This window comes from Halarcobacter sp. (assembly GCF_963675975.1).
Classification (GTDB): Bacteria; Campylobacterota; Campylobacteria; order Campylobacterales; family Arcobacteraceae; genus Halarcobacter.
On sequence record NZ_OY780939.1, the window covers coordinates 1,599,662 to 1,618,699 of the forward strand.

At 29.0% G+C, this 19,038-nt stretch carries 19 protein-coding genes; 8 read left to right on the forward strand and 11 right to left on the reverse strand.

The annotated features are described in order from the left end of the window. Genes ACKU3H_RS07825 through ACKU3H_RS07835 form a run of 3 tightly spaced genes read left to right on the forward strand, consistent with a single transcriptional unit; the run spans position 1 to position 3,504 of the window. A complete protein-coding gene (locus tag ACKU3H_RS07825) occupies positions 1 to 2,142 on the forward strand; it encodes a molybdopterin cofactor-binding domain-containing protein (RefSeq protein ID WP_320036417.1) in 2,142 nt (713 codons plus the stop codon). Positions 2,143 to 2,145: 3 nt separating this feature from the next. Beyond that, positions 2,146 to 2,928 carry an XdhC family protein gene (locus ACKU3H_RS07830; protein ID WP_320036418.1) on the forward strand — a complete coding sequence of 261 codons (783 nt, stop codon included), beginning with the start codon at positions 2,146 to 2,148 and terminating at the stop codon, positions 2,926 to 2,928. Then, the gene (locus tag ACKU3H_RS07835) at positions 2,929 to 3,504 is read left to right on the forward strand and encodes a nucleotidyltransferase family protein (RefSeq protein WP_320036419.1); all 576 of its coding nucleotides are present in this window, start codon (positions 2,929 to 2,931) and stop codon (positions 3,502 to 3,504) included. It abuts the gene before it with no gap. On the opposite strand, the gene ACKU3H_RS07840 is transcribed toward ACKU3H_RS07835, so the two are convergent. From ACKU3H_RS07840 to ACKU3H_RS07880, 9 genes are all read right to left on the reverse strand, one after another. Further along, positions 3,501 to 4,649 (reverse strand): MFS transporter, encoded by a 1,149-nt coding sequence (locus ACKU3H_RS07840; RefSeq protein ID WP_320036420.1) that lies wholly within the window; start codon positions 4,647 to 4,649, stop codon positions 3,501 to 3,503. The genes ACKU3H_RS07835 and ACKU3H_RS07840 overlap by 4 nt on opposite strands. Further along, entirely contained in the window at positions 4,646 to 4,990 is a 345-nt protein-coding gene (locus tag ACKU3H_RS07845) for an iron-sulfur cluster assembly protein (RefSeq protein ID WP_320036421.1), read from the reverse strand. Before ACKU3H_RS07845 ends, ACKU3H_RS07840 begins: the two co-directional genes overlap by 4 nt. A gap of 3 nt (positions 4,991 to 4,993) precedes the next feature. Continuing rightward, a complete protein-coding gene (locus ACKU3H_RS07850) occupies positions 4,994 to 5,401 on the reverse strand; it encodes a SufE family protein (protein ID WP_320036422.1) in 408 nt (135 codons plus the stop codon). Positions 5,402 to 5,411: 10 nt separating this feature from the next. Then, entirely contained in the window at positions 5,412 to 6,593 is a 1,182-nt protein-coding gene (locus ACKU3H_RS07855; protein WP_320036423.1) for a cysteine desulfurase, read from the reverse strand. After that, positions 6,586 to 7,422, reverse strand: a complete 837-nt coding sequence (locus ACKU3H_RS07860; RefSeq protein WP_320036424.1) for a SufD family Fe-S cluster assembly protein — start codon at positions 7,420 to 7,422, stop codon at positions 6,586 to 6,588. The genes ACKU3H_RS07855 and ACKU3H_RS07860 overlap by 8 nt, the downstream gene beginning before the upstream one ends. Continuing rightward, entirely contained in the window at positions 7,403 to 8,164 is a 762-nt protein-coding gene (sufC, locus tag ACKU3H_RS07865) for a Fe-S cluster assembly ATPase SufC (RefSeq protein WP_320036425.1), read from the reverse strand. Before sufC ends, ACKU3H_RS07860 begins: the two co-directional genes overlap by 20 nt. Before the next feature lie 158 nt (positions 8,165 to 8,322). Continuing rightward, positions 8,323 to 9,759 carry a Fe-S cluster assembly protein SufB gene (gene sufB / locus ACKU3H_RS07870; protein WP_320036426.1) on the reverse strand — a complete coding sequence of 479 codons (1,437 nt, stop codon included), beginning with the start codon at positions 9,757 to 9,759 and terminating at the stop codon, positions 8,323 to 8,325. Positions 9,760 to 9,888: 129 nt separating this feature from the next. Then, entirely contained in the window at positions 9,889 to 10,677 is a 789-nt protein-coding gene (locus tag ACKU3H_RS07875) for an amino acid ABC transporter permease (protein ID WP_320036427.1), read from the reverse strand. A 13-nt stretch (positions 10,678 to 10,690) separates the two neighbouring features. After that, positions 10,691 to 11,509: a transporter substrate-binding domain-containing protein gene (locus ACKU3H_RS07880; protein WP_320036428.1), complete on the reverse strand. Its 819-nt coding sequence runs from the start codon at positions 11,507 to 11,509 to the stop codon at positions 10,691 to 10,693. 206 nt (positions 11,510 to 11,715) lie between these two features. Here ACKU3H_RS07880 and ACKU3H_RS07885 point away from each other — a divergent pair, with 206 nt between their 5' ends. The 5 genes from ACKU3H_RS07885 (at position 11,716) to argH (ending at position 17,380) form a co-directional block, all read left to right on the forward strand. Then, complete coding sequence (locus tag ACKU3H_RS07885; protein WP_320036429.1) at positions 11,716 to 12,912, forward strand: NifS family cysteine desulfurase; 1,197 nt, start codon at positions 11,716 to 11,718, stop codon at positions 12,910 to 12,912. A 21-nt stretch (positions 12,913 to 12,933) separates the two neighbouring features. Beyond that, positions 12,934 to 13,914 carry an iron-sulfur cluster assembly scaffold protein gene (locus ACKU3H_RS07890; protein WP_320036430.1) on the forward strand — a complete coding sequence of 327 codons (981 nt, stop codon included), beginning with the start codon at positions 12,934 to 12,936 and terminating at the stop codon, positions 13,912 to 13,914. Between the two features lie 147 nt (positions 13,915 to 14,061). Beyond that, positions 14,062 to 15,633 (forward strand): methyl-accepting chemotaxis protein, encoded by a 1,572-nt coding sequence (locus tag ACKU3H_RS07895; protein WP_407933684.1) that lies wholly within the window; start codon positions 14,062 to 14,064, stop codon positions 15,631 to 15,633. 94 nt (positions 15,634 to 15,727) lie between these two features. Beyond that, the gene (locus ACKU3H_RS07900; protein ID WP_320036431.1) at positions 15,728 to 15,910 is read left to right on the forward strand and encodes a hypothetical protein; all 183 of its coding nucleotides are present in this window, start codon (positions 15,728 to 15,730) and stop codon (positions 15,908 to 15,910) included. Positions 15,911 to 15,988: 78 nt separating this feature from the next. Beyond that, a complete protein-coding gene (argH, locus tag ACKU3H_RS07905; RefSeq protein ID WP_320036432.1) occupies positions 15,989 to 17,380 on the forward strand; it encodes an argininosuccinate lyase in 1,392 nt (463 codons plus the stop codon). Positions 17,381 to 17,407: 27 nt separating this feature from the next. Here argH and ACKU3H_RS07910 read toward each other — a convergent pair whose 3' ends face one another. Both ACKU3H_RS07910 and ACKU3H_RS07915 read right to left on the reverse strand, forming a co-directional pair. Continuing rightward, the gene (locus ACKU3H_RS07910) at positions 17,408 to 18,313 is read right to left on the reverse strand and encodes a response regulator (RefSeq protein ID WP_320036433.1); all 906 of its coding nucleotides are present in this window, start codon (positions 18,311 to 18,313) and stop codon (positions 17,408 to 17,410) included. Positions 18,314 to 18,384: 71 nt separating this feature from the next. Further along, on the reverse strand, positions 18,385 to 19,035 hold the full coding sequence (locus ACKU3H_RS07915) for a tRNA threonylcarbamoyladenosine dehydratase (protein ID WP_320036434.1): 651 nt from the start codon (positions 19,033 to 19,035) through the stop codon (positions 18,385 to 18,387). Between the last annotated feature and the right edge of the window lie 3 nt (positions 19,036 to 19,038).

Below are 19,038 nucleotides of genomic sequence, written 5' to 3' on the forward strand. Positions count from 1 at the left end.
ATGAGTTTAAACAGAAGAGGATTTATTAAAAATACTACGCTAGTTAGTTCAGCTTTTATCATTGGATTTAATTTACCAATTAAAGGTATGGCAGCAAAAATTGAAAAGAAAAGTGAAACTTTAGCACCAAATGCTTTTATCAAAATTGATAAAGATAATACAGTTACATTTATCTTAGGTCAAGTTGAGATGGGACAAGGAGCATATACAGGTATAGCACAATGTATTGCTGATGAATTAGATGCAAAATGGGAAGAGATTATTTTTGAACCTGCACCTGTAAATGATGTATATAATATCCCTGGAATGCCTATGATGTTAACTGGTGGTTCAATGAGTATAAAAACTCAACAACAAAGAGTTAGACAAGTTGGTGCTACATTAAGATATATGCTAAAACAAGCAGCTGCAAAAAAATGGCAAGTAAGAATGTATGATGTATCAACAAAAGATTCATATGTTATTAACAATAGAACAAAAGAAAAACTATCTTATGGTTCTTTAATTGAAGATATAAAAGATATGAAGTTGCCTGCTGATGTTAAACTAAAAGATTCTAAAGACCATAATTTAATTGGAAAAAGAGTAAAAAGACATCCAATTGAAGTTGAAGAAAAAATTACAGGTCAAGCAAAATTTGGTATTGATGTAAGACTTCCAAATATGAAATATGCTGCACTTGTTCAACCTGTATCTTTTGGAGCAAAAATAGTAAGTTTTGATGACAGCAAAGCAAAAAAGATGCCAGGAATTATCAAAATCAAAAAATTACCAAATGAAAAAATAGCAATTATTGCAGAACACTGGTATCAAGCAAAAGAAGCCATTAGTAAAATTGATGTTAAATGGGACAAAGGTGAGTTTGGAAATACAAGTACAAGTACTTTAGAAAAAGAGTATAAATCTTATTTAGATAAAAATGATTTACCACAAATGAAAAAAGATGGAGATACTCAAAAAGCTTTTAAAGATGCAAAAAGTGTTGTAGAGGCTGAATATTCATTTCCATTTTTAGCCCATGCAGCGATGGAACCTTTAAACTGTACAGTTCATCACCAAGGTAAAAAAGCATATATGTCTGTTGGAGGACAATTCCAAACTGCATATAGAGCAGCTTGTGCAAAGATTTTAGGTGTAGATGAAGAAAATGTAGAATATTATAATAACTATTTAGGAAGTAGTTTTGGAAGACGGGCAAATCCAAAGAGTGATTTTGTCGAAGATGCTGCTTATACAGCTCATAACGAACCTTGGCCAGTTATGACTTTATGGACAAGAGAAGATGATATTAAGATGGGTTATTATAGACCTATGACAATTAGTAAAGGTAAAATGGCTATTGATGAAGAGGGTAATATTACAGCCTTTAAAGCAGATATTATAAATCAATCTTTATTAAAAGGAACATTCTTTGGTGGTGGATATAAAGATGGTATTGATTCAACTCAAAGAGAAGGTTTAGAATCTCACCCTTATAAAATAGAAAGCCATGATTTAAAAGCTTTTTGTCCTGATTCACCAGTTCCAGTGTTATGGTTAAGATCAGTTGGACATACTGTTTCAGCTCCAATAGTTGAAAACTTAATCGACCAAGCAGCAAAAGCAGCAAATATGGATCCTTTAGATTTTAGAATTAAAAATTTAGAAAGCCCTAGATTTGTTAAACTATTAGAAAATGTAGCTAAACAATCAGATTGGAAAAATAGAGAAAAAAATAGTGGTTATGGTGTAGCAATTGCTGAATCATTTGGAAGTATTGTTGCTTATGTTGTGAAAGTAAAAGTTGAAAACAATGATTACAGAGTTGAAAAAGTTTGGTCTTGTGTAGATTGTGGTATGGCAATTAATCCCCATGGAATTGAAAACCAAATAGAAAGTGCTGTTAACTTTACTATTGGGTATATTAAGTATGCACAAATCACTTTAGAAAATGGAGCTGCTGTACAAAACAACTTCTATGATTATGAAGTAAATAGAATAACAGATGCCCCTGATAGTATCTCTGTTGAGATTATAAACTCTGGTGAGAAAATTGGTGGTGTTGGTGAGATTGGTGTTCCTCCAATGTTTGCTGCAACTATGAATGCACTTTATGACGCTACAGGTAAAAGATATACAAACTTTCCTATCAAACTTGGATAAAAGATGTTTGAAAATAAAGAGTATTCAAAATTTATTGAACATTGTAAGAAAAATAATTTAGATATCTCAATGGGTCTTGTGACTAAAACACAAGGCTCAACTTATACAAAAGCTGGAAATATGATGCTTGTAAACTCCTCTTATGAAACAATTGGAGTGTTAGGAAGTAAATATCTACATGAAAAGGTGATATCTTTTTCTAAAGAGTGTTTTGAAAATAAAGAGATAAAAACCTTTGAAAATATTCCAAAAGATAAAAACTCTGGTCATGGAGTTTTAAATATGGAAATAAAACCTTTTTTCTATGATAAAGATTATGAAGGCTTATCTTCTTATATAAAAAAACCATATTCTCTTTTAATCTTTGGTTGTGCAGCCCATGTGACACCTTTAATCTCAATGGCAAATCTTATGGGTTGGAATACAACTGTTATAGATATTAAAATAGATAAAAAGTTTGTATATGAAGCAGATTATTTAATTGAATTAGAAAATTTAGAAGATATTTATACTTTGGATTTATCCTCTTATGATGCTTCTGTAATCTTAAGTCATAATCCTAAAACAGATGATAAGTATTTAGAGGCTTTATTAAATACAAATATGCAGTATATTGGTTTAATGGGAAATAAAAAAAATATGCAAAGAAAAAAAGAGCAGTTTAATTTAGAAAGTGATGATAGATTTTTTGCTCCTGTTGGTTTTGATATTGGAAGTTATTCATCTTCATCAATTGCATTGTCAATTTGTGCACAAATTGAAGCAAAAAGAAATGGAAAAATTTAAGTGTCTAAACAATTAGCAATATTAATATTAGCTGCAGGAAGCTCTTCTAGATTAGGAGAGCATACAAAACAATTAATAAAATATAAAAATCAATCCTTACTTAGATTAACTGTAAAAAAAGCATTAGAGGTATCAGATGATGTTTTTGTAGTGTTAGGACATAAATATGATGAGTGTTTAGCTGAGATAAAAGATTTGGATATAAAAGTTTTAAATAATGAGTTTTATAAAAAAGGTATGGGAACTTCAATATCTTTTGGCATAAGCCATTTGGAACAATATGAAAATACTATGATTTTATTGTGTGATCAGCCTTTTATTCCTTATTCTCATTTAAACAAATTAAAAAATCTAATCAATAACAAAAATATTATTGCAACACAATATGAAGATAATAGATTTTTAACAGTCCCTGCAATATTTCCTTTTACTTATTATCCTAAATTAAAACAGTTAAAAGAAGATAAAGGTGCAAAGTCTATATTAAAAAATGAAGAGTGTCTAAAACTTGAATTATCAAAAGAGAACTCAATTGATATAGACACAAAAGAAGATATGGATTCTTATTTAAATTAATTATATGCTTTAAAAAGTTTTCTACTTAAAAGAATAAAAACCATAATAAATACAAGTAAAGATGCAAATAATAAAATAGTCATATCCCAACCAAACTTGTCATATACAATTGCAGGAATAATTGAACCCACTGCTCCACCTATATAATAAAAGCTTAGATACATTCCAGATGTTAAACCTCTTTGTGAGGCTTTAAGTGAATTTGCAAGTCTTGTTGAAACAGTATGAATAGTAAACATTCCCACACAAAATATAAACACAACAGAAAAAAGTATAAGGGCATTTGTACTTAAAAACATAAGTGTTGAGATTAAAAATATACCAAGTCCAGCTACAATAGTTCTTATCTCTTTTTTGAAAAAATTTATGATTTTATGTATTGTAAGTGAAATTATAATTCCCATCCCATAACCTAAATACAATAATCCAATTTGAGTCTCACTAGTTTGGGGAATAAGCTCTTTAATTCTAAATGGCAAGATATTTAAAAGTCCTGCAAATACAAAAAATACAATAAACATAAGGGTATAAATTACTAGATATTTTTTATCTTTTAGAATATGGATTATATCAATCATTTTAGGTTTTACAAGTTCAGCATCACCTCTAAACTCTATTTTATTTATTAAAAAATAGGCTAAAAGTAGGGCAAAAGATAAGGAGATAAATACTATTCTCCATCCAAACTCTTCTGCTATAAATCCAGAAAATACTCTACCAACCATTCCTCCAAATACTGTTGCTGCAACATATATTGACATATTTAGTTTAGTATTCTCTTTATCTTTTGCCAAAATTGTCATGGCTCCTGTTAAAATTGCAGGGATTACTATAGCTTCAATTGTTCTAATTGTTAAAAACATCTCATAAGTGTTTGCTAGGGATAATGCAAAGTTTGTTATAAGTAAAGTAATAAGTGCAATTTTTAAAACAGTTTTTGTCTTGACTGATTCTAAAATATAACCGTATATAATAGGAGATATTGCTAAAAACAACATAATTACAGCCGTAAAAGAGGATGCTTTTGTCATAGATACATCAAACTCTTTTGCTAATAGTGGCTGTAAAGGTTGAGTCGCATACATCACAGAAAGTAAAATTGTGATTGTATATACAATTATTATAAGTTTAGATTTTCTAGTCAATTAAATGCCGCTCCTGATGCTGATAAAATCTCTCTTGCTTCGTCACTCATCTTAGAAGGTTCCCACATTGGTTCAAAAACCAAATGTACATTTGCTTCATCAACTTCTGGAACTTGTTTTGTATAATAACTTACTTGTTCTACTAAGCTATCACTTACTGGACACGATGGTGAGGTTAAAGTCATTTCAATAGTGCAATAAGTATAATTGTTTTTTACTTCAAGTTCAATAGAATAAATTAATCCTAAGTCATAAATATTTACTGGAATTTCTGGATCATATACATTTTTTAAACTATCAATAATTTTTTCTTTTATAAGATCTTTATTTAGTGATTCCATCTTTTATCCTTTTTGTGCAATCTCTTTTATTTTTTTTATCATTCCTATTACACCACTTTGTCTGTTTGGTGTAATAACTTCTGATAATCCTAATTCATAGATAATATCCATATCTACAGTTTTAAGAGTCTCTTTCTCTTCACCTGAAAATATCTCAAGGATTATATATATAAGTCCTTTTACAATTATTGCATCAGAAGTACCTTTAAAATATAGTTTTCCATCTTTTTCTTCACTTATTAGCCAAACTTGTGAAGTACATCCATGTACAATATTTTCAGGAGTTTTATATTTATCATCTAAAGAGTCTAATTTTTTGCCTAAATCTATAATATATTCATATTTTTGTAATTCATCTTCAAAAAAATCTAAATCATCTTTTATATTTTCAACTTTTGTTTTTATTGACATCAATCTTCCTTTACTTTAACATCTCTAAGGCTTTTTTTAAAGCTTCAATTAATCTGTTTATATCTTCATAATCATTGTAAAAAGCCAGTGAAACTCTAATAGTACCTCTTATGTTAAGTTGTTTCATAATTGGTTGGGCACAATGGTGTCCAACTCTTATAGCAACTCCCATTTTATCTAGCAAAATTCCAATATCATCATGGGAAATATTTTCAAAATTGAAACTTTTACTTCCTACACAATTTTCACTGTCATTGTAAAAAATTATTCCAGGAAGTTTTTCAAGTTCAAGTTCTAAATAGTTGTAAAGATCTTTTTCAATTATCTCTATATTTTCATATCCTACATGTTTAACATATTTTAAAGCTTCACCAAAACCAATTACACCTGCAATATTTTGTGTTCCTGCTTCAAATTTAAAAGGTGCATCAAGTAGAATTGAACCATTATAATCAACCTCATGGATAGTTGCTCCACCTGTTTGGTAAGGTTTTAACTCTTTTAGATATTTCTCTTTTACATAAATTGCACCAACTCCTGTTGGTCCAAATGTTTTATGGGAAGATATAGCCATAAAGTCTACATCTAACTCTTTAACATCTATTTTTGTATGTGCTAAACTTTGTGCTGCATCTATTAAAACTACACTCTCATATTTGTGCGCAAGATGGATTATTTTTCTTATATCGTGAACTTTTCCAAAAGCATTTGAGATATGTGTGATACTTACAAAAGATTTTGGATTATTTTTTAAAATTTCTTCATAGTCTTCAAAGTCGAAATTTAGGTTGCTGTCACACTTTACAACTTCAAGACCATTGTTTAAACTTCTTCCTTGCATATGCCACGGAACGATATTTGAATGATGCTCTAAAGAAGAGATAATAACAGTTTTGTAATCCCTTGTAAAAGAATTAGCAATAAAATTGATTGACTCACTCACTCCCTTAGTAAAAATTATCTCTTCTTTTACTTGGGCGTTTATAAACTCTTTTAATATTTTTCTAGTCTCTTCATATTTTTGTGTGGCAGTATTTGCATCAGAAAAACTACTTCTATGGGTATTTGCGCAATATTTCTCATAATATTCCACTTGAGAATCAATAACACTTTTTGGTTTTTGTGTTGTTGCTGCATTATCTAAATATACTGTATTTGAGTGTTTGAAATATGGAAAATCTTTTTTAAACATTTTCTTCCCCTTCTAATTCTTGAAGAAATTCTTTTATTTTAATATCTTCTATATTATCGTATATTTCATTCTCAAAAGCTTTTAAAAGCATCTGTTTAGCTTTTTTACTCTCTATACCTCTTGATTCTAAATATAAAAGTTGCTCTTTATTTAAACTTCCTGTTGTTGCACCGTGGGCTGCTTCTAGTTCATCAATATTTATCTCAAGATGAGGTTGTGCAAAAATTACTGCATCATCACTTAACAATATTGTATTAGAGTTTTGTAATACTTTTGAGTTTAATGCTTTTTCATTTACCACACTTAAAGCTTCAAATGTTGCTTTTGAAGAATCATCTAAAATATGTTTATATTTAATATCACTAAAACAATTTTGATTGTTATGTGAGGTTTTAAATACAGATTTTGAATTAGTATTTTCATCAATTTTTACCAAACCATAAATATTTAGATTAGAATCTATATTGTTAAACTCAGTATTAAATTGGTTTGTATTTTTACCCTTACCAAATTCAAAATTAGTCATTTTTATATTTGCATTATCTTTTAAATCAATATTGTATTGCAATTGGATATTTGAATTTTCGCCAATATTTTGATATTTCATATATTCTAAATTTGCATTATCTTCAACAATTAGTTCTCTTGTAAAGGTTTCATTTAAATCATTTCCTGCAAACACTTCTATAATTGAGGCTTTAATCCCTTCTTTTACTCTTATTTTCAAAGAATTAGTTTTTTCCTCTTTTGGATAATATATCAATTTAATAGGTTCATTTGTACTTTCATCAATTAAAAGTTCTTCGTTTTTAAGATTCATAAGTCTCATTTTTAATTCCTATTCCTTCATAACCTTTGCTATCAAGTTCTAAAGCTAAATTGTAATCACCAGTTTTAACTATTTTACCATCTTGCATAATATGAACATAGTCCGGTTTTATTTGTGATAATAGTTTGTCATAGTGAGTAATCATAAGCACTGATCGATTACCATCTAATAAATCATTTATTACCTTAGCAACAGTTTTAATTGCATCAACATCTAATCCTGAATCAATCTCATCAAGTAAAATTAAATCAGGTTTTAATAATAACAGTTGGATTAATTCATTTCTTTTCTTTTCCCCACCACTAAAACCATCATTTAAATCTCTTTGAAGAAGTTTTTTATCAATATCAAATTTTCCTAACTCCTCTTTTGTCAATTTTAGAAAACTTATTGCATCTAACTCTTCTTCTTTATTATATTTTCTTTTTTCATTTACAGCTGTTCTTAAAAAGTAGCTGTTATTTACCCCTGGAATCTCTACAGGATTTTGAAAACTCATAAAGATACCTTCATTTGCTCTGTCACTTACACTTAAATCTAATAGGTTTTTTTCTTTATACTTAAGTTCACCCTCTGTTACTTCACAATCATAGTGAGCACTTAGTGTTTTTACTAAAGTTGATTTTCCTGCACCATTTTGTCCCATAAGTACATGAACTTCACCTTTTTTAATATCTAGGTCTAAACCTTTTAAAATCTCTTTGTTATCAATATTTACTTTTAAATTTTTTATATTAAGCATCTTATATCCTTAAAATTGGTCCCCAATTTTAAGGGAACCTTTTCATTTTTAATTTCTTTTAACGGTATGGCAAAGCCACACCTAAAGAAACAAACTCTGAAGGAGACAACGTTTGTCTCTATGTTTATTTCTCGACTTATATTAAGTCTTTTTCTTTTTTATCCTACGCTTCCTTCTAGTGAGATGCTAAGAAGCTCTTTTGCTTCTGCTGCAAACTCCATTGGAAGTTCTTTTAATACCTCTTTACAAAAACCATTTACAATCATTGCAATTGCATCCTCTTCATCGATTCCTCTTTGGTTTAAATAAAACAGTTGTTCATCTGAAATCTTAGAAGTTGTTGCTTCATGTTCAATTTGTGCAGATGAATTTTTTATCTCATGGTATGGAAAAGTATGTGCTTTACATCTATTTCCAATTAGTAAAGAATCACACTCTGAAACATTTCTTGCATTTTTGGCATTTTTTCCAATTCTAACCAATCCTCTGTAGGCATTTACACCTTTCATAGCTGAGATACCTTTTGAGATAATTGTTGATTTTGTATTTTCACCTAAGTGAATCATTTTAGTACCTGTATCTGCTTGTTGAGCGTGGCTTGAAATTGCAACTGAATAAAACTCTCCAACTGAATTTTTACCTTTTAAGATACATGATGGATATTTCCATGTAATTGAAGAACCTGTTTCAACTTGTGTCCATGAGATTTTTGAGTTTTCACCTTTACATAAACCTCTTTTTGTAACAAAGTTTAAAATACCACCTTTCCCCTCATCATCACCTGGAAACCAGTTTTGAATTGTTGAATATTTTATTTGTGCATTATCTAATGCAACTAATTCTACAACTGCGGCATGAAGTTGTCTATCATCTCTACTTGGGGCTGAACACCCTTCATTATAAGATACATAAGAGCCTTCATCACATATTATTAGGGTTCTTTCAAATTGTCCTGTATTTAAGGCATTTATTCTAAAATATGTAGATAGTTCCATTGGACATCTAGTATTTGGTGGAATATAGACAAAACTTCCATCTGTAAATACTGCACTGTTTAATGCTGCAAAATAGTTATCACCTTTTCCTACAACAGAAGCTAAATATTTTTTTAATATATCTTCATGTTTATGTGCTGCTTCTGAGATTGAACAAAATATGATTCCTAATTTCTCTAGTTCATCTTGGAAAGTTGTTTTAACTGAAACTGAATCAAATACAGCATCAACTGCAACTCCTGCCAACATCTTTTGCTCTTCTAAAGGAATACCAAGTTTTTCATATGTTTTTAATATTTCAGGGTCAACTTCATCTAAAGAATCTAAATTCTTTTTTGGCGCAGAAAAATATGAAATATCTTGATAGTCTATTTTTGGATATTTTAAATTTGCCCATGAAGGCTCTTCCATTTTTAGCCATTTTTTATATGCACTTAATCTAAATTCCAATAACCATTCTGGTTCATCTTTCTTTTTAGATATGGCTTTTATGACATCTTCGTTTAAACCTTTTGGGAATGTATCACTCTCAATAAGTGTTTCAAAGCCTAGTTTATAGTCTCTGTTTAAAATATTTTTTATTTGTTTATTATCACTCATTTTTAACCCTTTTTAAATAGGACTATTTTTATCCTATTTCTAAAATTTAATGTAACATATGTTCATTAAAAAAATATTTATATGATATTATAACTTTAAAGATTAAATTTTTTTTAATCTTTAAAGTTCTTACTTAATATTAGACTCTAGTTTATTTGTATAATAAGAGATAGGGTAGGTTAAAAGTAAATATCCAATTGCCAAGGGGATATAACTTTCAAGTGTAGAGTAGGTGTAAGCGTTTACCTCTTGGGCATTCATAGTAAATTCGCTAATAGATATAATTGATAATAAAGATGAATCTTTTATAATACTTGCAAATTGTCCTGTTAAAGCAGGTAACATTCTTCTAAAGGCTTGTGGAAAAACCACATATCTATACATTTGATAATTTGTCATTCCAAGACTTAGTGCTGTTTCATATTGTTCAAAATCAACTGACTCAATTGCTCCTCTTATGATTTCACAGACATAAGCTCCTGCAAATAAAGCTAATATAACAACACCTACAACATATCTATTATCCAAACCCAAATTATTTGCAAAAACGTAAAAAAATATCAAAATTTGTACTAAAAGGGGAGTACCTCTTATAATCTCTATATAAAATTTTGAAAAATATCTAAGTATTAAAAGTTTTGAATTTTGTGCGTAGGCAAAAAATAATCCAATTATAAAACTTAATATTAAAGCAAAAAAAGAGATAACTATAGTCATTAAAAAGCCATCTATGAATTTTTGTCTGTATTCATAAACACTGTCCCAATTAAAACTATATGAGACATTTTTAAACATTAAATAAAATGTAATAAAAACTAAAATTGCGAGAAGTAAAAGGTTAAAAAGGAAGATAGGCTTATCTACCTTTTTATCACCTTTTAAACCTTTTTCATGGATAAAAAGTTTTTTTATATTCAATTTTTACAATTTCCTAAAAGAAAAATGGAATACCAAGTTCATCAAATGTTTTTTTAGCATCTGTTAAATATTTTTTAGCAAAGCTATCAAAAGTTCCATCCTCTTTTGCTTTTTTTATAAACTCATTAACTTTTTCTTTTATTGGATCATTTTGTCTTAAAGCAACACCCCAATATTCAAAATCTTTTTGAAATGGAGTAAGAAGAGGTTTTGTTGTATCCATATGTTTTGCATAATTTTTATAAATTGTTAATTGATCATATAAAAACCCATCAGCTTTACCTTGAACAACCTCAAGTACACAAGCAGCTTCTTTATCAAATACTAAAATATCTGCATTTGGTAAATTGTCTTTTGCATATAAATGTCCAGTTGAACCTTTTTTAACTGCAACTTTTTTACCTACTACATTTAAATCTTCTATTGAATTAACTTCTGAATCTTTGTTTGCTAATATAGCTAAAGATGTTTGTGCGTAAGGGATAGAAAAATCTATAGACTTTTTTCTTTCTTCTGTAATAGTCATAGAAGAGATGATTAAATCAATCTTTCCAGTTTTTAGTGAGGGAATAAGACCATCCCAAGCTATATTTTCAATTACAACTTCTCTATCTAAATATTTACCTAATGCTTTGGCAAAATCAACAGATACTCCTGATGGTGTTCCGTCTTTATCACTCATTTCAAATGGTGGATATGCTAATTCCATACCAACAGTTAAAACATCTTTTTTCTCAATATCTTTTGTATCAGAAGCAACTTTTTGCTCACCACATCCAATAAATAGGACACTTATAAATAAAAATAAAAAACCAAAAAATAATTTTTTCATATTATAACCTTTATAAAATTTGATATATTATCTCAGAAGTAAACTTATGTTAAAATTAGAAAAGGAATAGTGTAAAAGTATAATTAAATTAATTAAGACTATTTTTATCCTATTTTAATTATAATTTCAAAATTAAAATTCAAGAGGGTATTTTTTATGGAACACTTATTGCATGAAACTTACCAAAGAATAGTATAGGAATATGTATGGAAGTATATTTAGATAACAACGCAACAACGAAAGTAGATCCAGAAGTTTTTAAAGCAATGGAGCCATTTTTTTGTCATATATATGGTAACCCAAATTCACTTCATAAGTTTGGGGCAGGAACTCATCCAAAAATGGTTGAGGCTTTAAATTATTTATATGATGGAATAAATGCAGCTGATGAAGATGACATTATTATTACTGCAAATGCTACAGAGAGTAACAATACAGTTATAAAAGGTATTTGGATTGATAAAATCTTAAATGGTAATAAAAATCATATTATCACTTCAGAAGTAGAGCACCCAGCAATTACTGCAACATGTAGATTTTTAGAAACTCAAGGTGTAAGTGTAACTTATCTACCTGTAAATGAAGAGGGTGTTTTAGAAGCGTCTGCTGTAAAAGATTATATTAGAGAAGATACAGCTTTAGTATCTATTATGTGGGCAAATAATGAAACAGGAAAACTTTTTCCTATAAAAGAGATTGGTCAAATATGTAAAGAAGCAGGTATACCTTTCCATACAGATGCAACTCAAGCAATTGGAAAAGTTCCAGTTGATGTTCAAGAGTGCAATGTAAACTATTTATCACTTTCAGCTCATAAATTCCATGGACCAAAAGGTGTTGGTGCCTTATATGTAGAAAAAGGGTATGAATTAACTCCTTTAATGCATGGTGGTGAGCAAATGGGTGGACATAGAGCAGGAACAGTTGATGTTGCTTCTATGGTTGGAATGGGAGTTGCAATGAAATTAGCAACTTCTGAAATGGCATTAGCTTATGAAAATAACCATGTAAGAAAGTTAAGAGATAAACTTGAAAATGCAATTCTTGAAATACCAGAAACAATCGTTATTGGTGGAAAAGAAAATAGAACTCCAAATACAACACTTATCTCAATTAGAGGTGTTGAGGGTGAATCTATGCTTTGGGATTTAAATCAAAAAACTATTGGTGCATCAACAGGAAGTGCCTGTGCATCAGAAGATTTAGAAGCAAACCCAGTTATGAATGCATTTGGAAGTGATAGTGAATTAGCTCATACAGGAGTTAGATTTTCTTTAAGTAGATTTAATACTGAAGAAGAGATTGATTATGCAATTGAAGTGATTAAAGGTGCGATTAACAGACTTAGATCTATTTCAAGTTCATATGCATATACACCAAAAGACCATGTGTCTCAATTGTAAAAAAAGAAGAAGGAATTAATAATGGCAAAGAATGATTTAATTACTGGTTCAATTTGGGATGAATACTCAAATCAAGTAATCAGAAGAATGGATGATCCAACTCACCAAGGTGAAATTACTGAAGAAAGAGCAAAAGAATTAGGTGGAAAACTAATTGTTGCTGACTTTGGAGCAGAATCATGTGGTGATGCAGTAAGACTTTACTGGTGTGTTGAAGAAAGTACTGATAAGATTTTAGATTCAAAATTTAAATCTTTTGGTTGTGGTACAGCTATTGCTTCATCTGATGCTATGGCAGAGCTTTGTATTGGTAAAACTGTTGATGAAGCAGTTAGAATTACTAATATTGATGTTGAAAAAGCTTTAAGAGACCATCCAGATGTTCCTGCTGTTCCTCCTCAAAAAATGCACTGTTCAGTTATGGCTTATGATGTTATCAAAAAAGCAGCTGGAACTTACAAGGGTGTAGATATGGAATCTTTTGAAGAAGAGTTCATTATCTGTGAGTGTGCAAGGGTTTCTTTAGCAACTATTCAAGAAGTTATTAAATTAAATGATCTTAAGACTGTTGAAGAGATTACTGATTATACAAAAGCTGGTGCATTTTGTAAGTCATGTATTAAACCAGGTGGTCATGAAGAAAAAGAGATGTATTTAGTTGATGTACTAGAAAATACAAGAGCTGAAATGGATCATGAAAGAATGAAAACTGCTGCTGATGCTAGTGAGTCTGGACAATCTTCATTTGATAAAATGACAATTGTACAAAGAATCAAATTAGTAGATGAAGTTTTAGATACTGATATTAGACCAATGCTAATGATGGATGGTGGTAATATGGAGATTATTGATATAAAAGAAAATATTCCACATTATGATATCTATATTAGATACTTAGGTGCTTGTAATGGTTGTGCATCGGGTGATACTGGTACACTTTATGCTATTGAATCTGTACTTAAACAAAAAGTTGATGAAAATATTAGAGTTTTACCAATCTAATTAATTTTAAATTAATCAAAACTCCCCAAAACCTAAGTTGTTTAGTCAACTTAGGTTTTTTTATGCTTATGTGAATCTTCGTTCAAAATTAAATTAGAATAAAAGAAAAAATGGATAAAATTTATAAAATTATTTTGGGAGAAGTGTATGTTTGGTTTTGGCAAAACTGAGGAAGAATCAGCAAGATTAGCTGCAATGGAAGAAAATTATGCGATTATATCATTTAAGCCAGATGGAACAATAATTCATGCAAATGATAATTTTTTAAATGCCTTAGGTTATACATTAAATGAAGTAGTAGGAAAACATCATAGAATTTTTTGTGACAAAAATTACATAAATACTACAGCATACACTAATTTTTGGAAAGATTTGGCAAGTGGTATATCACAAATAGATGAGTTTGAAAGATTTCATAAAAATGGAACTTCAGTTTGGATTCAAGCTTCATATACTCCTGTAAAAGACAAAAGTGGAAAAGTAACTAGAGTAGTTAAATTTGCTCAAGATATCACTTCTGCTAAAATTGTAATTGATAGTGTAAATAAAGCTATAGAGTTGGCACAAAATGGAATAATGAAAAATACTATAAAAGAAACAACTCAAAATACAGCTATTGAATCATTGAAAAATGGTGTTAATGATTTATTTAAAGTAGTTTCATCTAAAGTTGACGGTGACTTAAATAATATAACAAAAGCATTAAACTCTTATCAAAAATTAGACTTTACATATAGAATAGATGGAAATGATTTAGGTGATACAGCAAGTGGTTTAAACAGTCTTGCAGATGTAATAAATCAAATGTTAGTTGAAAATAAAGAGAATGGTTTAACTTTAGATGAAAGTTCAAATGTTTTACTTAAAAATGTTGATATTTTAAATGTAAATTCAAATGAAGCAGCAGCATCTTTAGAAGAAACAGCAGCAGCATTAGAAGAGATAACTTCAAATATTTCTCATAACACTGAAAATGTTGTAAAAATGTCAAATTTTGCAAATGAAGTTACAAATTCAGCAAATGAAGGTAAAAATCTAGCTCAACAAACTACAACTGCTATGAATGAAATAGATGATGAAGTTAATGCAATAAATGATGCTATTACAGTAATTGATCAAATAGCATTCCAAACAAATATTCTTTCACTAAATGCAGCTGTTGAAGCAGCAACAGCAGGAGAAGCAGGAAAAGGATTTGCAGTAGTTGCACAAGAGGTTAGAAATCTAGCAGCAAGATCTGCTGAGGCAGCTAAAGAGATTAAAGATTTAGTTGAAAATGCAACAAGTAAAGCAAATAGTGGAAAAGCAATATCTGATAAAATGATTCAAGGATATAATGGTCTTAGTGAAAATATTACTAAAACTATAGAATTGATTTCTGATATTGAAACAGCTTCAAAAGAACAATTAGCAGGAATTGAACAAATAAATGATGCTATTAACAGCCTTGATCAACAAACACAACAAAATGCATCAATTGCAAATCAAACTCATGATATTGCTGTTCAAACTGATGAAATAGCAAAATTAGTAGTAACAAATGCAAATGAAAAACAATTTATAGGTAAAGATCAAGTTAAAGCAAAAAACTTAGGTAGTAAAAACAAAACAGTTAATTCTCCAGCTCAAACTAAAACTCAATCAAAACCAATGCCAAAAAGTGAAAATAGAAAAATTGAATCTAAAATCTCAAATGATGATGAATGGGAAAGTTTCTAAAATCATTTAATCGTTAATTTTAAAAGGTCTAGTTTTTACTAGGCCTTTTTTTATTTATGTTATAATTATTTAAATTTATTAATAGGAGGAAGTTATGACAGCACAAGATAAAGAGTTAGAACAACTTCATGATACAATAGTTGATGATGTAAAAGATTTATTAGATAAATATATGACAATTGTAGGTTGGGATGTACCAGAAAATGATGAAGATGAAGCTAAAAAAAAGATTTTAGCTATTATAAAAGATACAATTGAAAAAATAGAAAAAGAGTAGTGCTTTGTGCACTACTAAACTACATTAAACTAAATACACTTATGTTATAATTTCACAACTATCAAAATAGGATAATTTATGTCAAATCAAAATAATCAAATACTTAAAAATACTAATGCTCAAATTTTAGATGAATTTAACGCTTCAATAATGTTTGACAAAGAGTTATATGCACAGGATATTACAGGTTCAATTGCCCATTCCAAAATGCTTTGTAATCAAGGGATATTAACAAAAGATGAACAAGAAGCAATAGAAAAAGGACTTTTACAAGTTAAAGATGAGATTGAATCGGGTCAATTTAAGTTTTCTTTAGAAACAGAAGATATTCATATGGCAGTTGAGAGTAGATTAACTGAAATTATTGGAGAACCTGGAAAAAGACTTCATACGGCAAGAAGTAGAAATGACCAAGTGGCTACTGATTTTAGACTATATGTACAAGATAAAACTGAAAGTATAAAAGCTCAACTAAAAGAACTTATTGAAGTTTTTGTTGAAGTTGCAAATAAACATACAACAACTTTAATCCCTGGTATGACACACTTACAACATGCTCAACCTTTAAATTTTGGATATCATCTATTAGCATATGCAAATATGTTTAAAAGAGATTTTGAAAGATTTGAAAGCTCTTATAAAAGAAACAATTTTTCACCATTAGGAAGTGCTGCCTTAGCTGGAACACCTCACAATATTGACAGATTCTTAAGTAGTGAAATACTTGGCTTTGATGCTCCAACACCACATGCAATGGATACTGTTAGTGATAGAGATTTTGCTTTAGAGATTTTATTTAATATTTCAACTTGTATGATGCATGTTAGTAGAATATCTGAGGAGTTAGTTACTTGGTCTTCTTATGAGTTCCAATTTGTAAGAATGAGTGATGAATATGCAACAACAAGTTCAATTATGCCACAAAAAAAGAATCCTGATGTACCAGAACTATTAAGAGGTAAAACAGGTAGAGTTTATGGAAATTTAATCTCTCTTCTTACAGTTATGAAAGGTTTACCACTAGCTTATAATAAAGATACACAAGAAGATAAAGAGGGTGTTTTTGATTCAGTTAAAACTGTAGAAATATCTATAAAAATTTTAACAGAAGTTATTAGAACAATGATTGTAAATGTTGATAAAATGGAAGCTGCTTGTAAAATTGGACATTTAAGTGCAACAGATTTAGCAGATTTTTTAGTTCAAAAACAAAATATGCCATTTAGAACAGCTTATTATATTACAAAAGATGTAGTTGCAACTGCAAACTCTTTAAATAAAGATATAAGTGAATTAACTTTAGATGAAATTAGAAGTGCAAATGAAGAGTTGAAAAATATTGATGAAGAGATACTTATGTATCTTGATTTAAGAAACTCAATGAATGCAAGAATATCATTTGGTGGTACATCAACTATTCAAACAGTAGAACAAATAAAAGTATTTGAGGAATGGTTAAAAAAAGTGTAAATATTAGATGAGTTAACTCATCTAATATTATTGAAGTAGGTGTTGTTTTACAGCTTGATAAAGAGCTTGGATATCAGTTTTACCAATAAAGTCTTCAACTCCAATTGATATCATTTTATTTTTTACTGCATCAGTTGTCATAGAAGAGTTAACAACAATTGGAATATGACTATATTCATCATTTGTTTTAATAAATGTTGCAACTTGGAATCCATCTGCTTCTGGCATCTCAATATCTGTTATAATTAGTCCAATATCTTGTGGATCTAATTCTTGAACTCTGTTAAGTAGTTGTGCACCATTAATATAGATTTCATAGTGAGCTTTTGCTTTTTTGAAAAATTTAGTTAAAACTTCCCTTGCAACATTTGAATCTTCAGCTGCTAAAATTACTTTTGAAGTGTTAAATGCAGACTCAACATATTTATTTAATACATCTTCTCCATCATCAACCCAACCTAAATCTTTTAACATTTGCTCAGCATTAAATACTGTACAAAGTTCATCTTTATTATGAACCTTAACATATGTTGTATATGTGATTTTTGAATTAGTTTCTTCTGAATGTCTTAATTCATCTGTAGTTTTTTCTACAATATCAAGCATGTCTTTAATTAAAAAACCAACTTTTTTATGATTAAACTCACAGTATATAATTAGCTTGTAATCTTTTACATCAAGTTTTTTATGCCCTAACCATGCATCTAGGTTAACTAGTGTAACAGGTTCACCTCTAATCGTCGCTATTCCAGCAATAACATCTGTATTAGTTGGAGTATCATTGATAGTTACTTCTTCTGTAATTATAAATGCTTTTACTTTTGCAATATTAATTGCATAAATATTATTGTGACCAGTGTAAAATACAGCTAATTGCTGAACGTTTCTTAAATGACCTTGAGTCATTTGTTCAACACTATTGATACCACTCATGAAAACCCTTTATATGCTTTATTGCTAAATTATATTGCTTTTTTTCTTATACTTAACTTTAAAAAATTATTTTACTTTTTACTGTTTAATATCTTTTTTACTGCAAGTGAAGCCATCATAAATCCAAATGAACCTGTAACTGCTTCAAAACTTCCCTTTTCTAGACAGTTTGGATTCTCACTTGAGAAAACAACTTTAAATTTTTTCTTAAAACCTCTTTGTTTTAATTCATATCTTATTTTCCTAATAAATGGATCATTATAAGTTTCCCAAATTGATTTATACTCTATTTTACTAGGGTCTAGTCTTTTTGCACTACCACTTGTTGTAATCACTTTAGTGTAATATTTTTGTATAAGGTGAACTTTAGGTTTAATGTCATCTATAGCATCTAAAATTAAATCGTATTGTGAAAAATCAAAATTATCAATCCATTCAGGAGTGATTTTTTCATTTATAGCTGTAACCTCTGGATATTTTTCTTTTAAAGAATCAACTTTTACTTTTCCAATATTTCCATGGCTTCCTAGTTGTCTATTCATATTTGATTCTTCATAGGTATCAAAATCAACAATTGTAATATTTGTAATTCCTGTATTATATAAGGAATCTAAAGCAAAACTTCCAACTCCTCCAACTCCTAGAAGAATAAGTTTTGTATTTTGAAATTTTTTGAAGTTTTCTTCTCCAAAAAGTTTTAAGGTACGGTCATATCTTTGCATATC

What these genes read in the sequence shown, in the direction of transcription:
- ACKU3H_RS07825 (WP_320036417.1), top strand. Translation starts at nt 1, where the DNA reads ATGAGTTTAAACAGAAGAGGATTTATTAAAAATACTACGCTAGTTAGT.
- ACKU3H_RS07830 (WP_320036418.1), top strand. Translation starts at nt 2,146, where the DNA reads ATGTTTGAAAATAAAGAGTATTCAAAATTTATTGAACATTGTAAGAAA.
- ACKU3H_RS07845 (WP_320036421.1), bottom strand. Translation starts at nt 4,990, where the DNA reads ATGGAATCACTAAATAAAGATCTTATAAAAGAAAAAATTATTGATAGT.
- ACKU3H_RS07850 (WP_320036422.1), bottom strand. Translation starts at nt 5,401, where the DNA reads ATGTCAATAAAAACAAAAGTTGAAAATATAAAAGATGATTTAGATTTT.
- ACKU3H_RS07855 (WP_320036423.1), bottom strand. Translation starts at nt 6,593, where the DNA reads ATGTTTAAAAAAGATTTTCCATATTTCAAACACTCAAATACAGTATAT.
- ACKU3H_RS07860 (WP_320036424.1), bottom strand. Translation starts at nt 7,422, where the DNA reads ATGAGACTTATGAATCTTAAAAACGAAGAACTTTTAATTGATGAAAGT.
- sufC (WP_320036425.1), bottom strand. Translation starts at nt 8,164, where the DNA reads ATGCTTAATATAAAAAATTTAAAAGTAAATATTGATAACAAAGAGATT.
- sufB (WP_320036426.1), bottom strand. Translation starts at nt 9,759, where the DNA reads ATGAGTGATAATAAACAAATAAAAAATATTTTAAACAGAGACTATAAA.
- ACKU3H_RS07880 (WP_320036428.1), bottom strand. Translation starts at nt 11,509, where the DNA reads ATGAAAAAATTATTTTTTGGTTTTTTATTTTTATTTATAAGTGTCCTA.
- ACKU3H_RS07885 (WP_320036429.1), top strand. Translation starts at nt 11,716, where the DNA reads ATGGAAGTATATTTAGATAACAACGCAACAACGAAAGTAGATCCAGAA.
- ACKU3H_RS07890 (WP_320036430.1), top strand. Translation starts at nt 12,934, where the DNA reads ATGGCAAAGAATGATTTAATTACTGGTTCAATTTGGGATGAATACTCA.
- ACKU3H_RS07895 (WP_407933684.1), top strand. Translation starts at nt 14,062, where the DNA reads ATGTTTGGTTTTGGCAAAACTGAGGAAGAATCAGCAAGATTAGCTGCA.
- ACKU3H_RS07900 (WP_320036431.1), top strand. Translation starts at nt 15,728, where the DNA reads ATGACAGCACAAGATAAAGAGTTAGAACAACTTCATGATACAATAGTT.
- argH (WP_320036432.1), top strand. Translation starts at nt 15,989, where the DNA reads ATGTCAAATCAAAATAATCAAATACTTAAAAATACTAATGCTCAAATT.
- ACKU3H_RS07910 (WP_320036433.1), bottom strand. Translation starts at nt 18,313, where the DNA reads ATGAGTGGTATCAATAGTGTTGAACAAATGACTCAAGGTCATTTAAGA.
- ACKU3H_RS07915 (WP_320036434.1), bottom strand. Translation starts at nt 19,035, where the DNA reads ATGCAAAGATATGACCGTACCTTAAAACTTTTTGGAGAAGAAAACTTC.